Origin of the sequence: Geobacillus zalihae NBRC 101842, from assembly GCF_001544135.1 — a bacterium.
In the GTDB taxonomy this organism is placed as follows: Bacteria; Bacillota; Bacilli; order Bacillales; family Anoxybacillaceae; genus Geobacillus; species Geobacillus zalihae.
Window position 1 is genome coordinate 1 of the sequence record NZ_BCPV01000009.1, and the last position, 16275, is coordinate 16275.

The 16275-nt window shown below is 54.1% G+C and carries 16 protein-coding genes; 3 read left to right on the forward strand and 13 right to left on the reverse strand.

The features are described from left to right. Window positions 1-350: 350 nt before the first annotated feature. The 13 genes from GZ1_RS04525 to GZ1_RS04585 form a co-directional block, all read right to left on the reverse strand. Window positions 351-1466: a hypothetical protein gene (locus tag GZ1_RS04525; protein WP_060788011.1), complete on the reverse strand. Its 1116-nt coding sequence runs from the start codon at window positions 1464-1466 to the stop codon at window positions 351-353. Window positions 1467-1583: 117 nt separating this feature from the next. After that, window positions 1584-2045: a type II secretion system protein gene (locus tag GZ1_RS04530; RefSeq protein WP_060787982.1), complete on the reverse strand. Its 462-nt coding sequence runs from the start codon at window positions 2043-2045 to the stop codon at window positions 1584-1586. 21 nt (window positions 2046-2066) lie between these two features. Continuing rightward, window positions 2067-2774, reverse strand: a complete 708-nt coding sequence (locus GZ1_RS04535; RefSeq protein WP_011232098.1) for a hypothetical protein — start codon at window positions 2772-2774, stop codon at window positions 2067-2069. Window positions 2775-2797: 23 nt separating this feature from the next. Beyond that, window positions 2798-3346: a PilN family protein gene (locus GZ1_RS04540; protein ID WP_060787983.1), complete on the reverse strand. Its 549-nt coding sequence runs from the start codon at window positions 3344-3346 to the stop codon at window positions 2798-2800. Then, entirely contained in the window at window positions 3336-4274 is a 939-nt protein-coding gene (gene pilM, locus GZ1_RS04545) for a type IV pilus biogenesis protein PilM (protein ID WP_174520669.1), read from the reverse strand. Before pilM ends, GZ1_RS04540 begins: the two co-directional genes overlap by 11 nt. A gap of 21 nt (window positions 4275-4295) precedes the next feature. Further along, on the reverse strand, window positions 4296-5042 hold the full coding sequence (locus tag GZ1_RS04550) for a prepilin peptidase (protein WP_060787985.1): 747 nt from the start codon (window positions 5040-5042) through the stop codon (window positions 4296-4298). Between the two features lie 4 nt (window positions 5043-5046). After that, window positions 5047-5508 carry a prepilin-type N-terminal cleavage/methylation domain-containing protein gene (locus GZ1_RS04555; protein ID WP_033025923.1) on the reverse strand — a complete coding sequence of 154 codons (462 nt, stop codon included), beginning with the start codon at window positions 5506-5508 and terminating at the stop codon, window positions 5047-5049. Window positions 5509-5606: 98 nt separating this feature from the next. Continuing rightward, on the reverse strand, window positions 5607-6818 hold the full coding sequence (locus GZ1_RS04560; protein ID WP_021321856.1) for a type II secretion system F family protein: 1212 nt from the start codon (window positions 6816-6818) through the stop codon (window positions 5607-5609). Beyond that, complete coding sequence (locus tag GZ1_RS04565; RefSeq protein ID WP_060787986.1) at window positions 6805-7860, reverse strand: type IV pilus twitching motility protein PilT; 1056 nt, start codon at window positions 7858-7860, stop codon at window positions 6805-6807. Before GZ1_RS04565 ends, GZ1_RS04560 begins: the two co-directional genes overlap by 14 nt. A 12-nt stretch (window positions 7861-7872) precedes the next feature. After that, the gene (locus tag GZ1_RS04570; RefSeq protein ID WP_023633503.1) at window positions 7873-9537 is read right to left on the reverse strand and encodes a GspE/PulE family protein; all 1665 of its coding nucleotides are present in this window, start codon (window positions 9535-9537) and stop codon (window positions 7873-7875) included. Continuing rightward, complete coding sequence (locus GZ1_RS04575) at window positions 9534-10904, reverse strand: G5 domain-containing protein (protein ID WP_060787987.1); 1371 nt, start codon at window positions 10902-10904, stop codon at window positions 9534-9536. Before GZ1_RS04575 ends, GZ1_RS04570 begins: the two co-directional genes overlap by 4 nt. Before the next feature lie 16 nt (window positions 10905-10920). Beyond that, window positions 10921-11700, reverse strand: a complete 780-nt coding sequence (locus GZ1_RS04580) for a PRC-barrel domain-containing protein (RefSeq protein ID WP_060787988.1) — start codon at window positions 11698-11700, stop codon at window positions 10921-10923. Continuing rightward, window positions 11690-13186, reverse strand: coding sequence for a hypothetical protein (locus GZ1_RS04585; protein WP_060787989.1), 1497 nt, complete (start codon window positions 13184-13186; stop codon window positions 11690-11692). The genes GZ1_RS04580 and GZ1_RS04585 overlap by 11 nt, the downstream gene beginning before the upstream one ends. A gap of 143 nt (window positions 13187-13329) precedes the next feature. Here GZ1_RS04585 and GZ1_RS04590 point away from each other — a divergent pair, with 143 nt between their 5' ends. The 3 genes from GZ1_RS04590 to GZ1_RS04600 are packed head-to-tail and all read left to right on the forward strand — an operon-like array spanning window position 13330 to window position 16234. After that, window positions 13330-13932, forward strand: a complete 603-nt coding sequence (locus GZ1_RS04590; protein ID WP_060787990.1) for a prepilin-type N-terminal cleavage/methylation domain-containing protein — start codon at window positions 13330-13332, stop codon at window positions 13930-13932. Further along, window positions 13916-14485 carry a PilW family protein gene (locus tag GZ1_RS04595; protein ID WP_060787991.1) on the forward strand — a complete coding sequence of 190 codons (570 nt, stop codon included), beginning with the start codon at window positions 13916-13918 and terminating at the stop codon, window positions 14483-14485. Before GZ1_RS04590 ends, GZ1_RS04595 begins: the two co-directional genes overlap by 17 nt. Before the next feature lie 12 nt (window positions 14486-14497). Beyond that, on the forward strand, window positions 14498-16234 hold the full coding sequence (locus GZ1_RS04600) for a PulJ/GspJ family protein (protein ID WP_060787992.1): 1737 nt from the start codon (window positions 14498-14500) through the stop codon (window positions 16232-16234). The last annotated feature ends 41 nt before the right edge of the window (window positions 16235-16275 follow it).

A 16275-nucleotide genomic window follows, 5' to 3' on the forward strand; every position in this document is an offset into this window, starting at 1 on the left:
GATGCAATTTGAAGCATGAACATTTGCAAATTTTACTAGGCATTTGATCGACTGTCGGGCGACCGAACAACGCCGCTTTCAGACCCATGTATGGGTCTGTGAAGCGGGTGGTTGTTCGGTCTTCCAAGCCACAGGCTTGCCTTCGACAGTCGAAAAATGGACAAACGGCTTTTCCGTCAAGGATATGTGAAACGTTTTCGTTGCCATCTATTCTATATAAGTTGAAATTTTGTTTTACATCCAGCCGATCACTCGCCACGTTATATCATAGTCGACTTGTATGGAGATAAATATAGAAACGAAAAATCGGAAATTCTTTATATATGCAATAGGCAAAAAAAACGGGGCTTCTAGCTCCCTAGCGGCACCAATTCGATATAAGCGGCGAGCGCCTCGAGCAGCTGTTGCTGGGCTTTGGCCAACAGCGCTTCATCCCGTCGCTCTTTGTATGCGGCAAGGGCGACATACGCCTGCTTCAGCGCTTCAACATACCGACCGACTGTTTTGTCGCTTGAAGCATTGCTTTTTTCTAACGCGTCATACGCCTTTTGGAGCGCCTGCCAGTCATCTTCTCCTGCTTTCCTGCCGCCAAGCAAAGCCGCGGAGACCGCTGCCATATTTTCATACAAAACCTCCCCTTTTTGGATGGCCTCCGACCGGCGCGCCGCCGCTTCGGCGGCAAACGACAGCTCTTTGACATACGTGCTTGGCACCCTTTGGCGGTATTGGTCGTTGACCGTCCGCAACGTTTCCTTATCCGCGCCGACGGCGATATAGAGCGCTGCCGGTTTTTGCCCCGCGACGACGACCGGCACGCCTGCTGTTTTGATCGATTCGGACGCCTGCTTGGCCGCCGCCGCATTCGAATAGACGCCCGCTTGAATGACCGCAATGGAAAACGGCGCTCGTACGACGCTTTCTCTTCCTTCTTCGCCCGCCGCTGTTTCAGGCTTTGTCAATTCCGTCATCGCTTCAGATGCCGGCGACGAAGCCAATTTTTCCTTCGGAATGATGCGCAGCACCGTCATGCCAAACGCCATGCCGACCAACGCAGCGACCAACGCGGCGGCGAGCAGCGACTTGGCTTGAGCCGGCAGCCGCCATGTCCGACGTCTGGCGCTTTTCTTTTGTTGCATCGCCTCGGAAACGGAAATGACCCGTTCATCCGCCTCAAGGGCGGCCGCCTCTTCCCAACCCGTCGTTTCAACATCTTCTCGAACTTGCCCATCCTCCACAACCCACAGGCCTGTTGATGGCTTGCCTGCGGATGGCCCGCCTTCTTGAAACGCGCTCACTTGGCGGCTGTCATCCGCCTCGTTTTTGGCTCGCTGTCCTTTCCCTAGATGGCTGTCCACCGGATATCCACCCGACTCCTCGGACGGCCGTCCTTCCGACGAACGCTCCACGGTAAATGGGCGGGGCTTGCCGTTGATATTCACCATAATGCGCATGCGCTGCTTGTCCATTTTGCCACCGTCCTTTTTCACACTTCGATTTCTTTCGCCTATCTTACCATAAAGAGAAAAAAAAAAGAACAAGACATTTGTCGCCTTGTTCCTGCTTCTTTTCTTCATTTTCCGACATTATCGGTCACGAATCATCTCCGTCCCCAGCGCTTCGACAGGAATCGGCTGCTCGCGCCCCTCATAGGTGCAAAGCTGCTTTGTCTCGCCTTTCAAGCAAACGGCGTAATCGATCCCGCCGTCTTCCCGCTTCGTGGCAAGCACGTACGATGGATTCGTTTCCGGCGGCAATACATTTCCGGTAAACGGATCTTCGATTGGATCCAGCAAACCGTTGCCCACCAATTCTCCATACGACAATATGGCAGAAGAACGGGCTGGCAAAAATTCCACTTTCTCGGCGCCGACATACAGCCGCGCCGCTTCATACAAGCCATAAGCATCCGAAACAAACGCCCGCTCGCGCGCCCGATCAATCACCGTCCACATGGCAAGACCGACGATCATCGCCACAATGCCGATGATCACCAACACAGCCAAAAGCTCAATGAGGGTCATCCCCCGCTTCATGCGAATGAGCATATCGGACTTCCACCATCCCCGCTACCGGCCCGAAGACGGCGCCATTTCCACGAGCGGATTGTCTTTGCCGCTTGGCGGAGGGACATCGCGAACGGGAGACAACTGTTTCCATTTCTCAAGCTTCGGAGCATAAAACGCACGAACGGTCACCGAATACGTCAACGGTTGGACTTCATCAGCGATGGACATCAGCTCCGGAGGCCCAGTGACGGTCAACCCTTCAATCGCCACGATGCGCTCCGACTGCTCCAACACCTCTAAAAACCGTTCAAGCTGATAATAGGAAGGCGACTGCACGGTCAGTTGGGCGGTGATGGATTGAATGCTGCTTGGCGGAGAAACCGCTCGATTTCCTTCGCTTCCGTTGTTCGTTCCACTGTCGTTCTGCTGTGAAGATGCTGCTCCTTCATCAGAAAAATTGACGCTCACCAGCTGGCTGTCAGCGATATATTCCGCTTTCTGAAACAAGAGCAACAACTGGTCCGTAAGCGGATGGACAGGGACTTTTTTTTGCAATGAAGCAACGGTTTGTGCTGTTTCCTCTGAAGAAGGAGGCAGCTTTTGCTTCAAAGCGGCGAGCACCTTTTTCTCGCTTTGCACCGTTTGCTCCATCTGCTCGAGCTGGCTGTAGCGAGGCATGACCAGCCATGAATAGGCGGCCGCAAACAAAAGCGCGGTGACCGCAGCCATTGCCGCAACAAGAAGCGGCCATTTGCCAAAGCGGCTCATGATTTTTTTCCCTCCCCATCAGCCTATTGCAGCTCCAGCTCATATTGCGCCATATATCTTGGCACGACTTGATGATCTTCCGGTTCGCCACTCGTCTCGCTATTGGCCGCCACATTGACCAGTTTGACGTTTTTCACCATTCTCACTTTTTCTAATCGATCCAAATAATAGGCCGCCTCTTCCGGCGCATCAAACTGCACCACCATGGTCATCTTTGTCTGATCCGAGTACGTCACATTCATCATGAATCCGCGTTCGGGAAGCTGCTTTGTCAATGCCCGCAGCAACGGCACTGATTTCAGCGGATAGCGTTCCGCCCATTTCACCGCCTTCGCCAGCTCTTCTTGCTCCTTCTGTTCGTCTATATTTTTCATTTTCGCCGCCAGTACATCTTGCTCCGCTCGCACTTTTTTTAATTCCGCCTCCAACATGGCCTGGCGATGATCCGCACGATCGATCAACCAATACAGCACCGAACCGGCTAGGAGAAGCAGCGCCGCCCCGAACAACAAAACGAGACGGATCGGCTGCCTCGTTTCTTTTTTCGGCAATAAATTGATTTCAGCGATCATCGTCAGCCCTTCCTTCTTTCAACGCCAATCCCCAGGCGAGATGAAAGCGGTCCGGCAGCGGATCAAGAGACGCGCTGAGCCGTTCTACAGGCACTTCAAGCCGCTCTGTCAAAGCCGTGAACACATGGCCCAACTCTGGATGATCGCCGGCGAGAAACAGGCGTGTGATGGACTGTTTGCCTTGTTGGAGGGAAAACGAATAAAAGCTCATGATCCGTTCCATTTCCTTATACACATCGACGAACGGATCCACAATCGCCGCCGTCCGGTCACGATAGGCTTCAAGCGGCAAATGGCGCATAAACAACGGCAAATGACGATGAAACACGCTCAAATTCACGGCGGATTCGTCAAACTGCACAAGCAAAATATGATCGTCCGGCGCAGCTTGTCCCGCCGCATAAAACGGACGATAAGCGCAAAGCGGCGATACATCCGCGGCCACCGGGCGCAAATCGGCTTCTTCCAAAAGCGCCGCGTATTCCGACACCGCCTCTTCCGGCGCGGCAAACAACAGCACGTTCAGCACCTCGTTTGTTCTCTCGGCCACGACGTAGTCAAACACCGGATCGGCGAACGGAAGCGGAATCGATTCACCAAGCTCCATAAACAAATAGCCGCGGATGTCCTCGTCCGACAAATGAGCGGGAAGCGGCAAATGGCGGATCATCACAAACGGATCGGGAACGACAAAGCGGACACGCCGCCCGTCAAGTTTCCATTCGTCAACACATTCGTCCAAAATCATCGCCAACGTTTCCCGATCGGCGATTTTTCCATCGCGAATGATGCCGGGCGGCAAGGCTCGCTCGCCCCATCGCCTCGCCTCGGGCGGCTGTCCCGGCTTTGCTTCCACATAGCGGAGGACATGATCTTTGATGATGATGTTCGCCTGTTTCGCCTTTCGCCGCCATAACGCCATCTTCATTCCGCTTCCTTTCTGCCGTCTTTACATCATGAGTGAAATATACGCGCGCACGATCGCTTCTCCGAAGAAAAACGCGGTCAACGCCCCGAGTGCGATCGCCGGCGCAAACGGCATCGGCTTGCCGCGCCGCACGCGCCCCAGCGCCATGCCAATCAGCCCGATGATCGTTCCATACAACGTCGCCAAAAAAAAGGCGAGCAACACCATTTTCCAGCCAAGCACCATTCCCAAAACCGCAAACAGCTTCACATCGCCGCCCCCCATCCCGCCATTGGACAAAACGGCAATCAGCCATAAAAGCGAAAATCCGACCGCCGCCCCAAGGAGCATATCGACCCACGGCAAAAACGGGATCACAAGCCGCTCCATCAAAAACAAACCGGCAAACACCAAAAGCACCCGGTCGGGGATGAGCATGTAGCGAAGGTCGGAGACGACAATGATGGCAAACAAGCTGATCAACGTCCACGCCACAACGAGCCGCCCGCCCCAGCCGACCCACATCGGCGCGGCCGTCAACAAAGCGGCGGTTGTCAATTCCATCAAAGGGTAAAGGGGGGAGATGCGCCCCCCGCACCCTTTGCATCTTCCTTTTTGCGCGACATACGACACAACCGGGATGAGCTCCCCAGCCGATAGCGTCCGTCCGCACGCCGGGCAATGCGACCGCGGGCGGACGATCGACTCCCCGACCGGCACCCGCAGCCCGACGACGTTAAAGAAGGAGCCGAGGAGGAGAGCGATAATAAAGACGAAGATGACCATCATACTATTAGTTAAGATCTACATCATCTCTTGTCAAATCACTAGCATCTTTGTCGCCTTTAATATACACATGTTTGCCATCATTGTCCACGAGTTTAACATGATATTCAATTCCTATTACCTTATTATTCGAATCGGTTTTTTGCACAATTTCTACTTTACTTTCGGTTGCATGATATTGTTTGGTCGACACCTTTCCGGGTGATTTCGGAATATTTTCCAAGTAACCCCCGTCATACAATTGTTGCAACGTATACACCGATTGCGTGTTTTTATCAGCAGTCACCGCTAAACGAGCGGCACTCACAATTTGCTGCGCATTAGCAATATGGGCATCCTTTTTCGAATTGTCCATAATCGCCCCAATTGCCGGAATCGCAATCGCCGCGATAATCCCTAAAATGACAATGACGGCGAGCAGTTCGATGAGCGTCAAGCCGCGCTCGTTTTTGATGATGCGTTTCAACATCACTTTCCTCTCCCTTTCTTTTTTAATGTTTTAGCACGATTTCCCTATTATTCTACAATATAGTCCAAAAAATAGGAAGATATTCTTAATATAAATTATTATTGTTGAATGTGATTAAAGATGTCGTACATCGGGACGATGATGGAGGTGACGATCGTCCCCACGACGCCGGCAAGCAGCACAATCATCAGCGGCTCGATGAGCGACTTGAGGCGATCGGTGCCGGCGTCGACTTCCGCTTCGTAAAAGTCGGCGACTTTGCCAAGCATGGCGTCAAGCGAACCGGTTTGCTCGCCGATCGTGATCATTTGCGCCACGAGCGGCGGAAACGCCCAATGGCGGCGGAGCGGCTCGGCGAGCGACTGGCCGCGCTCAAGAGCGGTTCGCGCTTCATCAAGGACGGACGCGATCACTTCATTTTCTACGACGCGCTCGGAAATGGACAGCGCCTCTAAAATCGGCACGGAGCTTGACACGAGTGAGCTCAATGTCCTCGTGACGCGCGCCAATGCCGCTTTTTGGACAAGGGTTCCGAAAATGGGCAGCCGCATGGCCGCATAGTCCAAATAATATTTCGTGCGCTTTTGCCGGCGCAGCGCGGTGAACAAAAGGAACACCCCGATCGCCAGCAACGTTATCATCCACCAATAATGCTGCATAAATGCGCTCGCTTTCAGCACAAACTTTGTGATCGCCGGCAATTCGGCGTGAAAATCGGCAAACATGTCGACAAACGTCGGCACGACCGAGACAAGCAAAAAGATGACAACCGCAACGGCGATGATGGCGACAGCCACTGGATAGGCAAGCGCCGAGACGATTTTTTGCCTTGTTCGATGCACTTTTTCAAAATGGTCGGCAAGCCGGTCGAGCGTTTCATCGAGCGTGCCGCTCGCTTCACCGGCGCGCACCATATTGACAAACAATGGCGGGAAAATGCGGGGATGCTTTGCGGCTGCGGCAGAAAGCGGATTCCCTTCTCGGAGATGCTGTTCCATATCGTCGAGTGCACGAGCAAGCGCTTTGCTTTCCGTTTGCTCCGCCAAAATGCGGATCGAATCAACGATCGTCACCCCGGCGCGCACAAGCGTTGCAAACTGGCGCAAAAAGACGACGAAGTGTTGCAGCTTGACGGCTCGTCCTATGGAAATTTCTTTGTTCCAAACAGATGACGGCACCTCGGCGATCACAATGGGGCGAATGCCTTTCTCCCTCAATTTCAGGACAGCCTCACGGCGGGAGTTTGCGGCAATCGTCCCGGATTTTTTCCGTCCGCTTCGGTCGCGCCCCTCATACTTAAATTGCGCCATCCGCTCCACGCTCCCTTGTCAAATACGCTTCCGCGGCCAATGGATCAATACGGCCAGCGGCCACAAGCTCCCTGACGCTCATTTCCATCGTCTGCATGCCCACACTGCGGCCCGTCTGCATAATATTGATGATTTGATGCTCTTTTTCATTGCGGATCAAATTGGCCACTGCGGCATTGTTGATTAAAATTTCCATAGCCGCCGTCCGTCCTCTCTTCCGACCGTCGGGAAATAAACGTTGGGCCATGACGGCAACAAGGACGGAAGCGAGCTGCAGCCGAATTTGCGCCTGCTGGGCTGACGGAAAGACGTCAATCATCCGTTCGATCGCCGCTGGGGCGCTCGCCGTATGAAGGGTGCCAAGCACTAAATGACCCGTTTCCGCGGCAGTGATCGCGGTTTGGATCGTTTCCAAATCGCGCATTTCCCCGACTAAAATCACATCCGGATCTTGACGAAGCGCAGCGCGCAATCCGGCGGCAAAACTGTTCGTGTCAAAGCCAACTTCCCGCTGGTCGATGATCGATTTTCCGTGCTGATGCAAATATTCAATCGGATCTTCCAGCGTAATGATATGTCTAGACATCGTTTTGTTCATGTAGTCGATCATCGCCGCCAATGTGGTCGATTTGCCGCTGCCGGTCGGCCCGGTGACAAGCACAAGCCCGTGCGGCTTTTCCGCGATGCGCTTTAACACGCTTGGCAAGCCGAGCTCTTCTAATGTCGGAATGCACGGCGGGATGAGGCGCACGGCGAGCGAGACGCATGACCGCTGTTTAAACACGTTTAAGCGAAAGCGGGAAACGCCGGCAATGCCATACGAAAAATCAAGCTCTCCGGTTTCCTGAAACTGCTGCCAAAGCGGCGCCGGAATGACGGCTTTCGCCATTTGCTCTGTTTCCTCCGGGTGCAGGCGCTCATGGCCGTAAGCTCTCAACTCCCCGTTCACGCGAAAAATCGGCGGCGCACCGACGGTCAAATGCACGTCGGAAGCGCGGCATTCAAAGGCCGCGCGCAATAACGCCTCAAGCTTTTCCTTCATCCGTCTCACCCATCAATGCAAAATGGCCACTTTCAGCACTTCTTCAAGCGTGGTCAACCCTTGCTTCACTTTCAACAGCCCATCATCCAGCAAAAAAATCATTTTGTTTTGCAGGGCAAGCTCTCGCAATTTCGAAAACGGCTCGTTGTTTAAAATGACGCGCCGCATCTCATCGGTGACAACAAGCAGCTCGTGAATCGCCAGCCGTCCGCGGTAACCGGTCATGTTGCACATCGGGCAGCCGCGGCCGCGGACAAGTTGATGAACCTCAATGCCGCGGCGGGCGAAAATGTCCCGCTCCCGCTTCGTCGGCTCATACACCTCTTGGCAGTCGCGGCAGACGCGGCGCACAAGCCGCTGCGAGACAACGCCGGCGAGCGATGTGGCCACTAAAAACGGCTCAATCCCCATATCGATCAGGCGGGTGATCGTGCTTAATGCATCGTTCGTATGGAGCGTGCTCAACACTAAATGACCGGTGAGCGAAGCGCGGATCGCCACTTCCGCCGTCTCGCGGTCGCGAATCTCCCCAACCATGATGATGTTCGGGTCTTGACGCAAAATCGAGCGGAGCCCTTGGGCGAACGTCAAGCCGACATTCGGGTTGACTTGAATTTGGTTGACGCCCTCGATCTGATATTCGACTGGATCTTCAATCGTAATAATGTTCACGTGCTCGCTGTTTAAATGGTTGAGCGCCGCATAGAGCGTCGACGATTTCCCCGAACCGGTCGGTCCGGTGATCAAGACGATGCCGTTCGGCCGCTCGATCAAGCGGATGAACCGATCTAAATTGACCGGGTTGAAACCAAGTTTATGAATATCGTTTAAAGCTGCGCCCAAGTCGAGGACGCGCATGACGATTTTCTCACCGTATACGGTCGGCAGCGTTGAAACGCGCAAATCGACCGGATGAAAATCGATGTCCATTTTGATCCGCCCGTCTTGCGGCACGCGGTGTTCGGTGATGTCCATATTGGCCAAAATTTTAATTCTCGCCGTCAACATGCTTTGCATATGTTTCGGCAGCGCGCGTTCGGTGCGAAGCAGGCCGTCGATCCGATAGCGGATGAGCACTTTCGTCTCCTGTGGATCGATATGAATGTCGCTCGCCCGCTGTTCAACAGCAAGCTGCAAAATTTGGTTCACCAAACGAACGATGGGAGAATCGTCCTCAGCAGCCCGCTCGTCGTCGCGCACCTCAGGCGGCGGCGTTTGCAAAAAATCCTCAAATGCTTCGTCGATGTCGTAATATTTATTGATCGCCCGCAAAATATCGTCTTTTGAAGCGATCGCCGTTTCAATTTGAAACCCGGTCGACAGGCGCAAATCGTCGATGGCAAAAAAGTCCATTGGATCGGCCATGGCAACGAGCAGCCGATCGCCTTCCACCTTGAGCGGCATGACCATATGGCGGCGGGCAAACTCTTTCGGCACGAGGTTTGTCGCTTTCGGATCGATCGGGTACCGGTACAAACTGACGTGCGGAATGCCGAGCTGAAACTCGAGCGCCTCAATCAGCTGCTGTTCCGTGATGTAGCCGCGCTGCAACAAGGCGTCGCCGAGCTTTTGCCCGGGCGCCTTCTCGCGCAGCGCCTCGGCCAGCTGGCTTTCGGTGATCAATCCCGCTTCGACAAGCAAATCACCAAGCCGTTTCCGTTCCTGCTTTTTGCTCATTTTTCCTCCCCTCCGCCCGCATCCGTCTTCTCTTCACTGCCAGCGGCGGGGGCCGATTCCCCGTTGCTCGCCTCATCGCCTTTCTTTGACGCGGTCCGGCTCTCTATATTCCCACCGCTGTTTTTCGCAGTCGAATTCGGTTGGTTCGCCGCTCCGTTGTTTTCCGTCACCCCATTCGCCGGCTCCATCGTTCCGCCTTCTCCGTCGCCGCTTTGCCCAACATTGCTTTCCGGCACTTCAAGGCCGCGCACGTGAATCGTATACGTTGGCGGATAAAAATCTTCGCTTATCGTTTCTTTGCGCACGAGCCGAGCGCCGTCGCGCACTTCGCGTTCCACCGTCACAACCAGCCCCGGCCGCCCGATCTGTTCCGTCCTCTTCTCGTCCGGCGCCAGGCGCGCGTCATAGCGGACGATGACACGCGGTTCGATAGACTCCGCCTCGCCCAGGCGAATGATATATTGATAGGCAAACGGCAACCCGATAATGGCAACACGCACCTTTCGTCCATCATGCCGGAGAAGAAGCGTGTAGTCGGTCGTGTTGGGGTTGAACCATTCCAAATCGCGGCCGCCGCTAATGGCCGCCTCAAAACCGGGCGTCACTCCATCCGGCAACATACGGCTCGTATAGCGCTCCACGACAGTGAAATTGGTCGCCAGCACCGCCCGGTACACCGCTGAAGCGATCGCATCGGCCGCTTCATCGGACAAATCGGCCTTCGCCTTTTTCATATAATCGCCAAACGAAAACAGCTGTTTCGCCTTGATCACCGCGCGCCGCTCGCCAGACAGCCAGCGGACGGCCGAAGAGTCAGGCACCGATGCGGCCGCTTCGCTGACGACCAGCTGCCGGCCGTTTGCCAACGATATGTAGCGAGCCAAGTCGATCGGAGATGATGACTTTTGCAGCTGAGCCGCCTGTCCCTCTAAATCCGCCCCAAGCTTCTTGATGTCAAGCGCCGATAACGCCGCCGGCGGAACGATGGCTGCCGCCGCTTGGAGGCATTTTTCTAAATCAGCGATCACAAACAGCGGCGTGCGCCTCCCGTCGACAAACCGCTTCGTGCTCTCGGCAAGACGGAACGCAAACGCGTCTGCCGGCAGGTCAATGCGCTTTTCTTGGTACTGTAAAGAAATGGAAGCGGTCGCCCGCCACTCGTTCACCCGCTCGACAACCGCCTGTCGGGCTCTTTCCGGCGTCATGCCGGAGAGTGACACCGGACCGACCGCCGTGCCCGGGCCAAGGCGGCCGTCATCCGGGGCCAAAACATCATAGGCGAAGGTGCCCAGATGCGAAAAAGCGATAAAATAAACGGTGCAAACAGCCATGACAACAAACAATTTCCACGCGGCAGCCTTTTTCACCGCCGACCCTCCTCCATTACGCCTCCACATTCATCGAGACATCGACGATGACGCTTGGCCCCGCCTCTTGCGCCTTGCGCACATCCTCTTCGCCAAGCAGAGTGCCCGCTTTAAACAGCAGGCGGCCGTCTGCATCATAAATATCTTTTGTCAGCCGCTTTCCAGCTAACAGCGCAACTTGTTTTTCCCTCAGCGACTGCAGCGCTTCAACATTTTCCACGCTTTCGGCCATCGCCTCCATTTGCGCGGAAACGTCCTCTTCCGCCATGCCGCCGGTTGGCTCGATGCTCTCTGCCTTCAATAACTGCGCCGGGTCATCAAGAAGCGACTCGTTCGCTCCGTCGTTGATGATCAAAATATCTTTGCCGTACGTCAACACTTCCGAGGCCGGCAGCACCGCTTCCCCTTTCTCGAGCTGAAGAGCGATGCCGACAATATCCCCTGACTCTTCATCGACGAAAAACTCGCGGGCTTCGCCGAGCAGCTGCCCTTTGCGCGTGATAGTTTTCGTATTTTTAATGCGGATTTGCTTATTGACGAGCTGATTGGCGATCGGAATTTCCGAGAGGTCAATTACATCGTGCCCTTGCTCCACCGTCACGGCAAACTCGCCGATGCCGACGACTTTTTTAAACGGAATGGCCTTTAAACTGAGTTGCACATCGTCTTGTTCGACGGTCAAAAAATCGATCGATCCTTTGTCCGGGTTGATCACCAAACTTTTCACCGTGCCGATTTGTGCACCGTCAGCAATGCTGATGATCGGCAGCCCAATGATTTGCGCGCTAGCTTTCATCTTGTTCACCCCAACTGTTTAGTGTTGCGGCAAACTGCCGCCAAAGCGCCAACTCTTCGGCCACAGCCGGATAGGCGCGAAAACGGTCAGCGAGCTCCTCGAGCCACGCTGCGAGCTTGCCGTACTGTTGTTCTACTACATAATGTTCCATTAACAAACGGGCCAATACGTAATAGTCGCGGTCAGAAAGCGGAGCGTCCAAACAGCGGCGTATGCAGCGCTCGTAATCGGCGGCGCCCAAACGACGGCGGTTGAGGCGCAATTCAAGAACGACCGCCTGCACGACTTCCGGACCGATCATTCGCGCTGGCCGTTCGCTCTCTTCCTCCCGCCCTCGCTGTTCTGGTTGTTGGCTCTCCTCCAGCCGATAGAGCAGTTGCTCCTCCTCCTGCCAGTGATGTTCTAGTTGTTGTCCTTCTCCTTGCCGGTGCAGCTGTTCTTCCGTTGCGCTGGCATTTTTCCCATATCCGGCAACATCACTCATTTCCAAATGCGGAACCCGCTCCATGTCCAGCGGTTCTTCCCCGAAAAGCGCCAATGCCGGCGGCGTTTCCGGTTCAAGAACCGGAAACGGTCCGCTTTCATCGGCAGAAACGCTCACCGGTTCAAGGCGCACCGGCGCGAGGCCCGCCCCGCGCTTTTCCCCGCTGTCAATGTCAAGCAGCCACAACGGACTCCGGTCATCGCTGCCGCCGGCTGGGCCGCTGACGGCCGCGCCGGCTTGCAGCACTACCGCTTCGATGTCCGGCGTCACGGCGACCGGCAGCTCATCAAGCCAGTCGTGCGGACAGCGCAACGGTTCAATCGGCGCTTCTTCCTGTTGCTCTCCCGCTTCATATTCAACTGTTCGTTCACCCGTTGCCGGTTCCAAAGGGAAAAGCGCGCTTTGCTCCGCACCGTCGGCCAGCTCCGGCAACGGGGCTTTGAAAAATTCGGGATACATTTCTTTGCGCTCGACTGCTCCGTCGTCCTTCGCTGCCAATTCCGGTTCATCCAAGGCGGGTTCTCCGACTTTTCGTTCGCCATGCCGCGACGCTTCCTCATCTGGCCAAGCTGCTTGAAACGCGACCAGTTCGGCTTCCTGTTCGGATGCTGTTTGCCTAGACCAATCGTTTAGGCCGTTCGCTTCATGCTGATGGGCCGTTTTGCCGCCATCGTCAACCGCCGGCTCCACTGGGCGCGCGGTGCTTCCTTTCCGTTGTTCCTTCCGCCCAGTCATCTCTTCCTTTTCCGCCGCCGATCGATAGAGGACCGTTCCAAACCAGCGGTCGAGCAAATAGGAAACCGCGAGCAACAGCAGTACAAGCAACAGCGCGACTTGCCAAAGCGGCACAACCGATTCGGCCAGCTTTGCCAGGGCCGCGGCCAGAAGCGCCGCCGCAACGACCGCCGCTCCCCCGATCCGGCTGAAGCCGAGCGGCAACAGCCAAACAGCGAAAAGCGCCGGCACGAACGCAACGAAATAAATGACCGCCTGTTTCAACATGCCACCCCGTTCCTTCCCGGCATATGTTTTACAAAGAGGCCATAGACCCACCATCCGTCGTCCTCTTATCCTAAAAATCTACATCATTCGACTCTAACATATTGTATAATAAAGTTACATATTTTGAAAGAAGGTTGTGGCAAATGACCGGAAACAATTTTTCGCCGTCTAGCCATTCCGAAGGATTTACGCTTGTGGAAACGCTGCTTGCGCTCACCCTTTTATCCGCGGTGGCGATCAGTTTATTTTACTTTTTTACGAACGCAATGGCATATACGTCCTACAACCAAGGGCGGACAGTGGCGGTCAACGTCGCCCGCGGCGTCGCCGCTTATATGGAGCGGCTTGATTTTTCGCAACTAAAAAACTACGTCACGTCGCAAAACGAGTTTGTCCAACTGACTAGCGACGATTGCGAAAGGCAGGAGAAGATTTTTCCCGATAGACAACTATGTCAGGCCCAACTAGCCCCTACCATCAACAATGTTCATTACGATCAAGGGCGGGTCGCAGTGTTTCTCATCCCATACGATCCGGCCGTTTGGGAGCGGCTCAAATCTTCTCCGCCTGAATCGTTTCCGCGTTCGCTACGCGATCGTATCAATGAAGAAACAGACGAAATCAAACAGTCTGACCCTAGATTGGGACAGTATTTGCTCAAAATGTATGTTCTTGTCCGCTGGGGGGATCGGATCGAGGAAGCCGAATGGGTTGAAGGGGTGATCACCGATGAGACGATCCGCTGACCGCCAAGCCGGGATGACGCTTGTGGAGCTGCTGGCCGCCATCGCCATTTCCCTGCTCATCATCGGCGCAGTGCACACTGTCTTTCTCAGCGGCATCCGCGCCTATCAACGCATCGGCATTGAAAACGAACTGCGCAGCGAAGCGGACTATGCCGTTGCCATGGTGATGAACAAGCTGTACGAATTCGCTCCAGACGGCATTGATACTGATGCTGCCAAAAGCAACCATCACCAGCTCACCTTCGTTAATGATCAGGAGCCGACGATCGACGTAGGAACGGGAATTATCGCTCCAAAAACGACGGCTCCTACGGAGCTGACAATCGAGCTTCAAAATGGAGCGCTGGCGATCAACGGCAAAGCCGTCTCATCGTCGCGCCTATTGTTGGATGACCAATCACAATTATCATTCCGCTGTTTGCGGCAAGAAGGAATGATTTGCCGCAGCGGCGTCATCACAATCGAGCTTTCCGTAAAAGACCCGAACCACGCCGACCCGGACAGCTGGCTGTATATACGCCCGTTTACATTAAAAACCGAATTTGGCTTTTAAGGGGGAACAATGATGAACCGCCTGCGATCGAAGGAAGCCGGCTACAGTTTAATCACTACAATGCTTGTCATCACCATCTTCTTCTTGCTCGGCTTAACCGTTTTATCCGTCGCCATCCAGCAGGCTCGCGTTACCGAGGTGCGCGTTGAAGATGTCGAATCGCTGCACGAAGCGAAAACGGCTCTCGATGAGGCTATTGGGACATTAAAAGCTAAATTATCGGCCGAGCCTAATCAGTCCTTTTTTACCGAACATCAAATCTTTTCTCCAGCAGATTTGGACCGGTTTCTTAATGATGTGCAAAACGAACTAAAACAACAGTATGACGTCTCCTGGAAAGATATATCGTATGACGAGTACAACATCCCGACGAATAAAGTCTTTATCCGTGCGGTGGATCTTTCCAAAACGTTTGCCGACGGCAGCCGGCAGCGGACGGTCAAACGGCGCGTGTTTTTAACAAACACGCCGAGCTTTCTGAAATATGCGCTTGGGTCGAAAGAAAACGTCATCATCAACGGCGGCGCCTATATTGAGCAAGGGGACGTGTACGCTGGCAACGAAGCGTACGTGAGCAATGCGACAAATTATATTCGCCGCGACGGCACACTCGAAACCGCCCATGTCAACGGCGGTTTAGCCGCCTCTGCCCCCGGTGCGATTTGGTATGTCAACAGCGGGCTGTTATCATGCAACAACCAAGAGCAATGTTACAAGAGAGAGGGAGGACGCTTCATCCGGCAACGGGATTTTTTTTCAGCTGGCTGGCCAGAAAATGCCGCCGGGCCAGTGGTCCAAAAAGAAAATGAAGATTTCATCGATGTCGATTTCGACTGGACGGTGAAAGACAAATTGTTGAATGCAGCTGGCATCTCGCCTGTCAATGATCAACAGGAATATGTCAATTGGATCAACAATGAAACGTATCAAACCCCTCAACAATTAGCTGACCAATTAAAAAAAGAAGGGTTTTTTACCGTCATCGTGAAAAACGACGATACGCCAATCGCCCAAATCATCAATGACACAACCCAACAGACCGACCGGCCGCTTTGGCTTGAGGGTGACATCGATATAGCCGATTTTGACAGCTTAACCATCAAAACAAACGGAGATGAAAAACAATGGCTGATTGTCAACGGCAATCTTCGGCTTTATGGCCCATCAACAAAGTCAGCCGACTCATCGACAGTGCGTGGCAATCTCATTGTGTTCGGCAATTTGGAGCTGCATGGAAATATTTCGTTTAACTCAACCGTTTACGTCCTTGGCACTACGTATATTTACAATGCGAAAATTAGCGAAGCGGACCAAAAAGAATTGGTGCTCTTGTCAAAAGGAATGCTGGATATCGCCCGCATTAACGAATTTGAAAATCCGGATACCGCCAACTTAACCCCGAATTTAAAAGGGTATTTTTATACAGACAACAATGCGACCATTTACGCCGTCGGCTCTTATTTGTATATTGAAGGCGGGCTGTTCGCTCGCGGCGGCGGCATCTGCCCCCGAGACAACGATTGGAGCAGCTGCGCCCCAGATGCCGATCTCAGTGGATTGGTCATCAACGCGTTCCGCGGGCAAGTGCAAGAACAAAACGATGAACCTGGTCAATTGGAGAGGAGCGATGAACAACGGGCCTCTCGCTTAATTGTTAAGTATAATCCAAACGTGTTAGTCGACCAAGGGGAAGGGCTGCCATTTGTCCATACATTGTCACTCGTCGTTGAAGAGCTGGTCGTGCAATAAAAAACCGGGCCTGCCGTCCGGCCCAGTTTTCCGGCCTCCAT

Coding starts and splice junctions, on each gene's coding strand:
- GZ1_RS04525 (WP_060788011.1), bottom strand. CDS start 1,466: ATGGACAAGCAGCGCATGCGCATTATGGTGAATATCAACGGCAAGCCC.
- GZ1_RS04530 (WP_060787982.1), bottom strand. CDS start 2,045: ATGCTCATTCGCATGAAGCGGGGGATGACCCTCATTGAGCTTTTGGCT.
- GZ1_RS04535 (WP_011232098.1), bottom strand. CDS start 2,774: ATGAGCCGCTTTGGCAAATGGCCGCTTCTTGTTGCGGCAATGGCTGCG.
- GZ1_RS04540 (WP_060787983.1), bottom strand. CDS start 3,346: ATGATCGCTGAAATCAATTTATTGCCGAAAAAAGAAACGAGGCAGCCG.
- pilM (WP_174520669.1), bottom strand. CDS start 4,274: ATGAAGATGGCGTTATGGCGGCGAAAGGCGAAACAGGCGAACATCATC.
- GZ1_RS04550 (WP_060787985.1), bottom strand. CDS start 5,042: ATGATGGTCATCTTCGTCTTTATTATCGCTCTCCTCCTCGGCTCCTTC.
- GZ1_RS04555 (WP_033025923.1), bottom strand. CDS start 5,508: ATGTTGAAACGCATCATCAAAAACGAGCGCGGCTTGACGCTCATCGAA.
- GZ1_RS04560 (WP_021321856.1), bottom strand. CDS start 6,818: ATGGCGCAATTTAAGTATGAGGGGCGCGACCGAAGCGGACGGAAAAAA.
- GZ1_RS04565 (WP_060787986.1), bottom strand. CDS start 7,860: ATGAAGGAAAAGCTTGAGGCGTTATTGCGCGCGGCCTTTGAATGCCGC.
- GZ1_RS04570 (WP_023633503.1), bottom strand. CDS start 9,537: ATGAGCAAAAAGCAGGAACGGAAACGGCTTGGTGATTTGCTTGTCGAA.
- GZ1_RS04580 (WP_060787988.1), bottom strand. CDS start 11,700: ATGAAAGCTAGCGCGCAAATCATTGGGCTGCCGATCATCAGCATTGCT.
- GZ1_RS04585 (WP_060787989.1), bottom strand. CDS start 13,186: ATGTTGAAACAGGCGGTCATTTATTTCGTTGCGTTCGTGCCGGCGCTT.
- GZ1_RS04590 (WP_060787990.1), top strand. CDS start 13,330: ATGACCGGAAACAATTTTTCGCCGTCTAGCCATTCCGAAGGATTTACG.
- GZ1_RS04595 (WP_060787991.1), top strand. CDS start 13,916: ATGAGACGATCCGCTGACCGCCAAGCCGGGATGACGCTTGTGGAGCTG.
- GZ1_RS04600 (WP_060787992.1), top strand. CDS start 14,498: ATGAACCGCCTGCGATCGAAGGAAGCCGGCTACAGTTTAATCACTACA.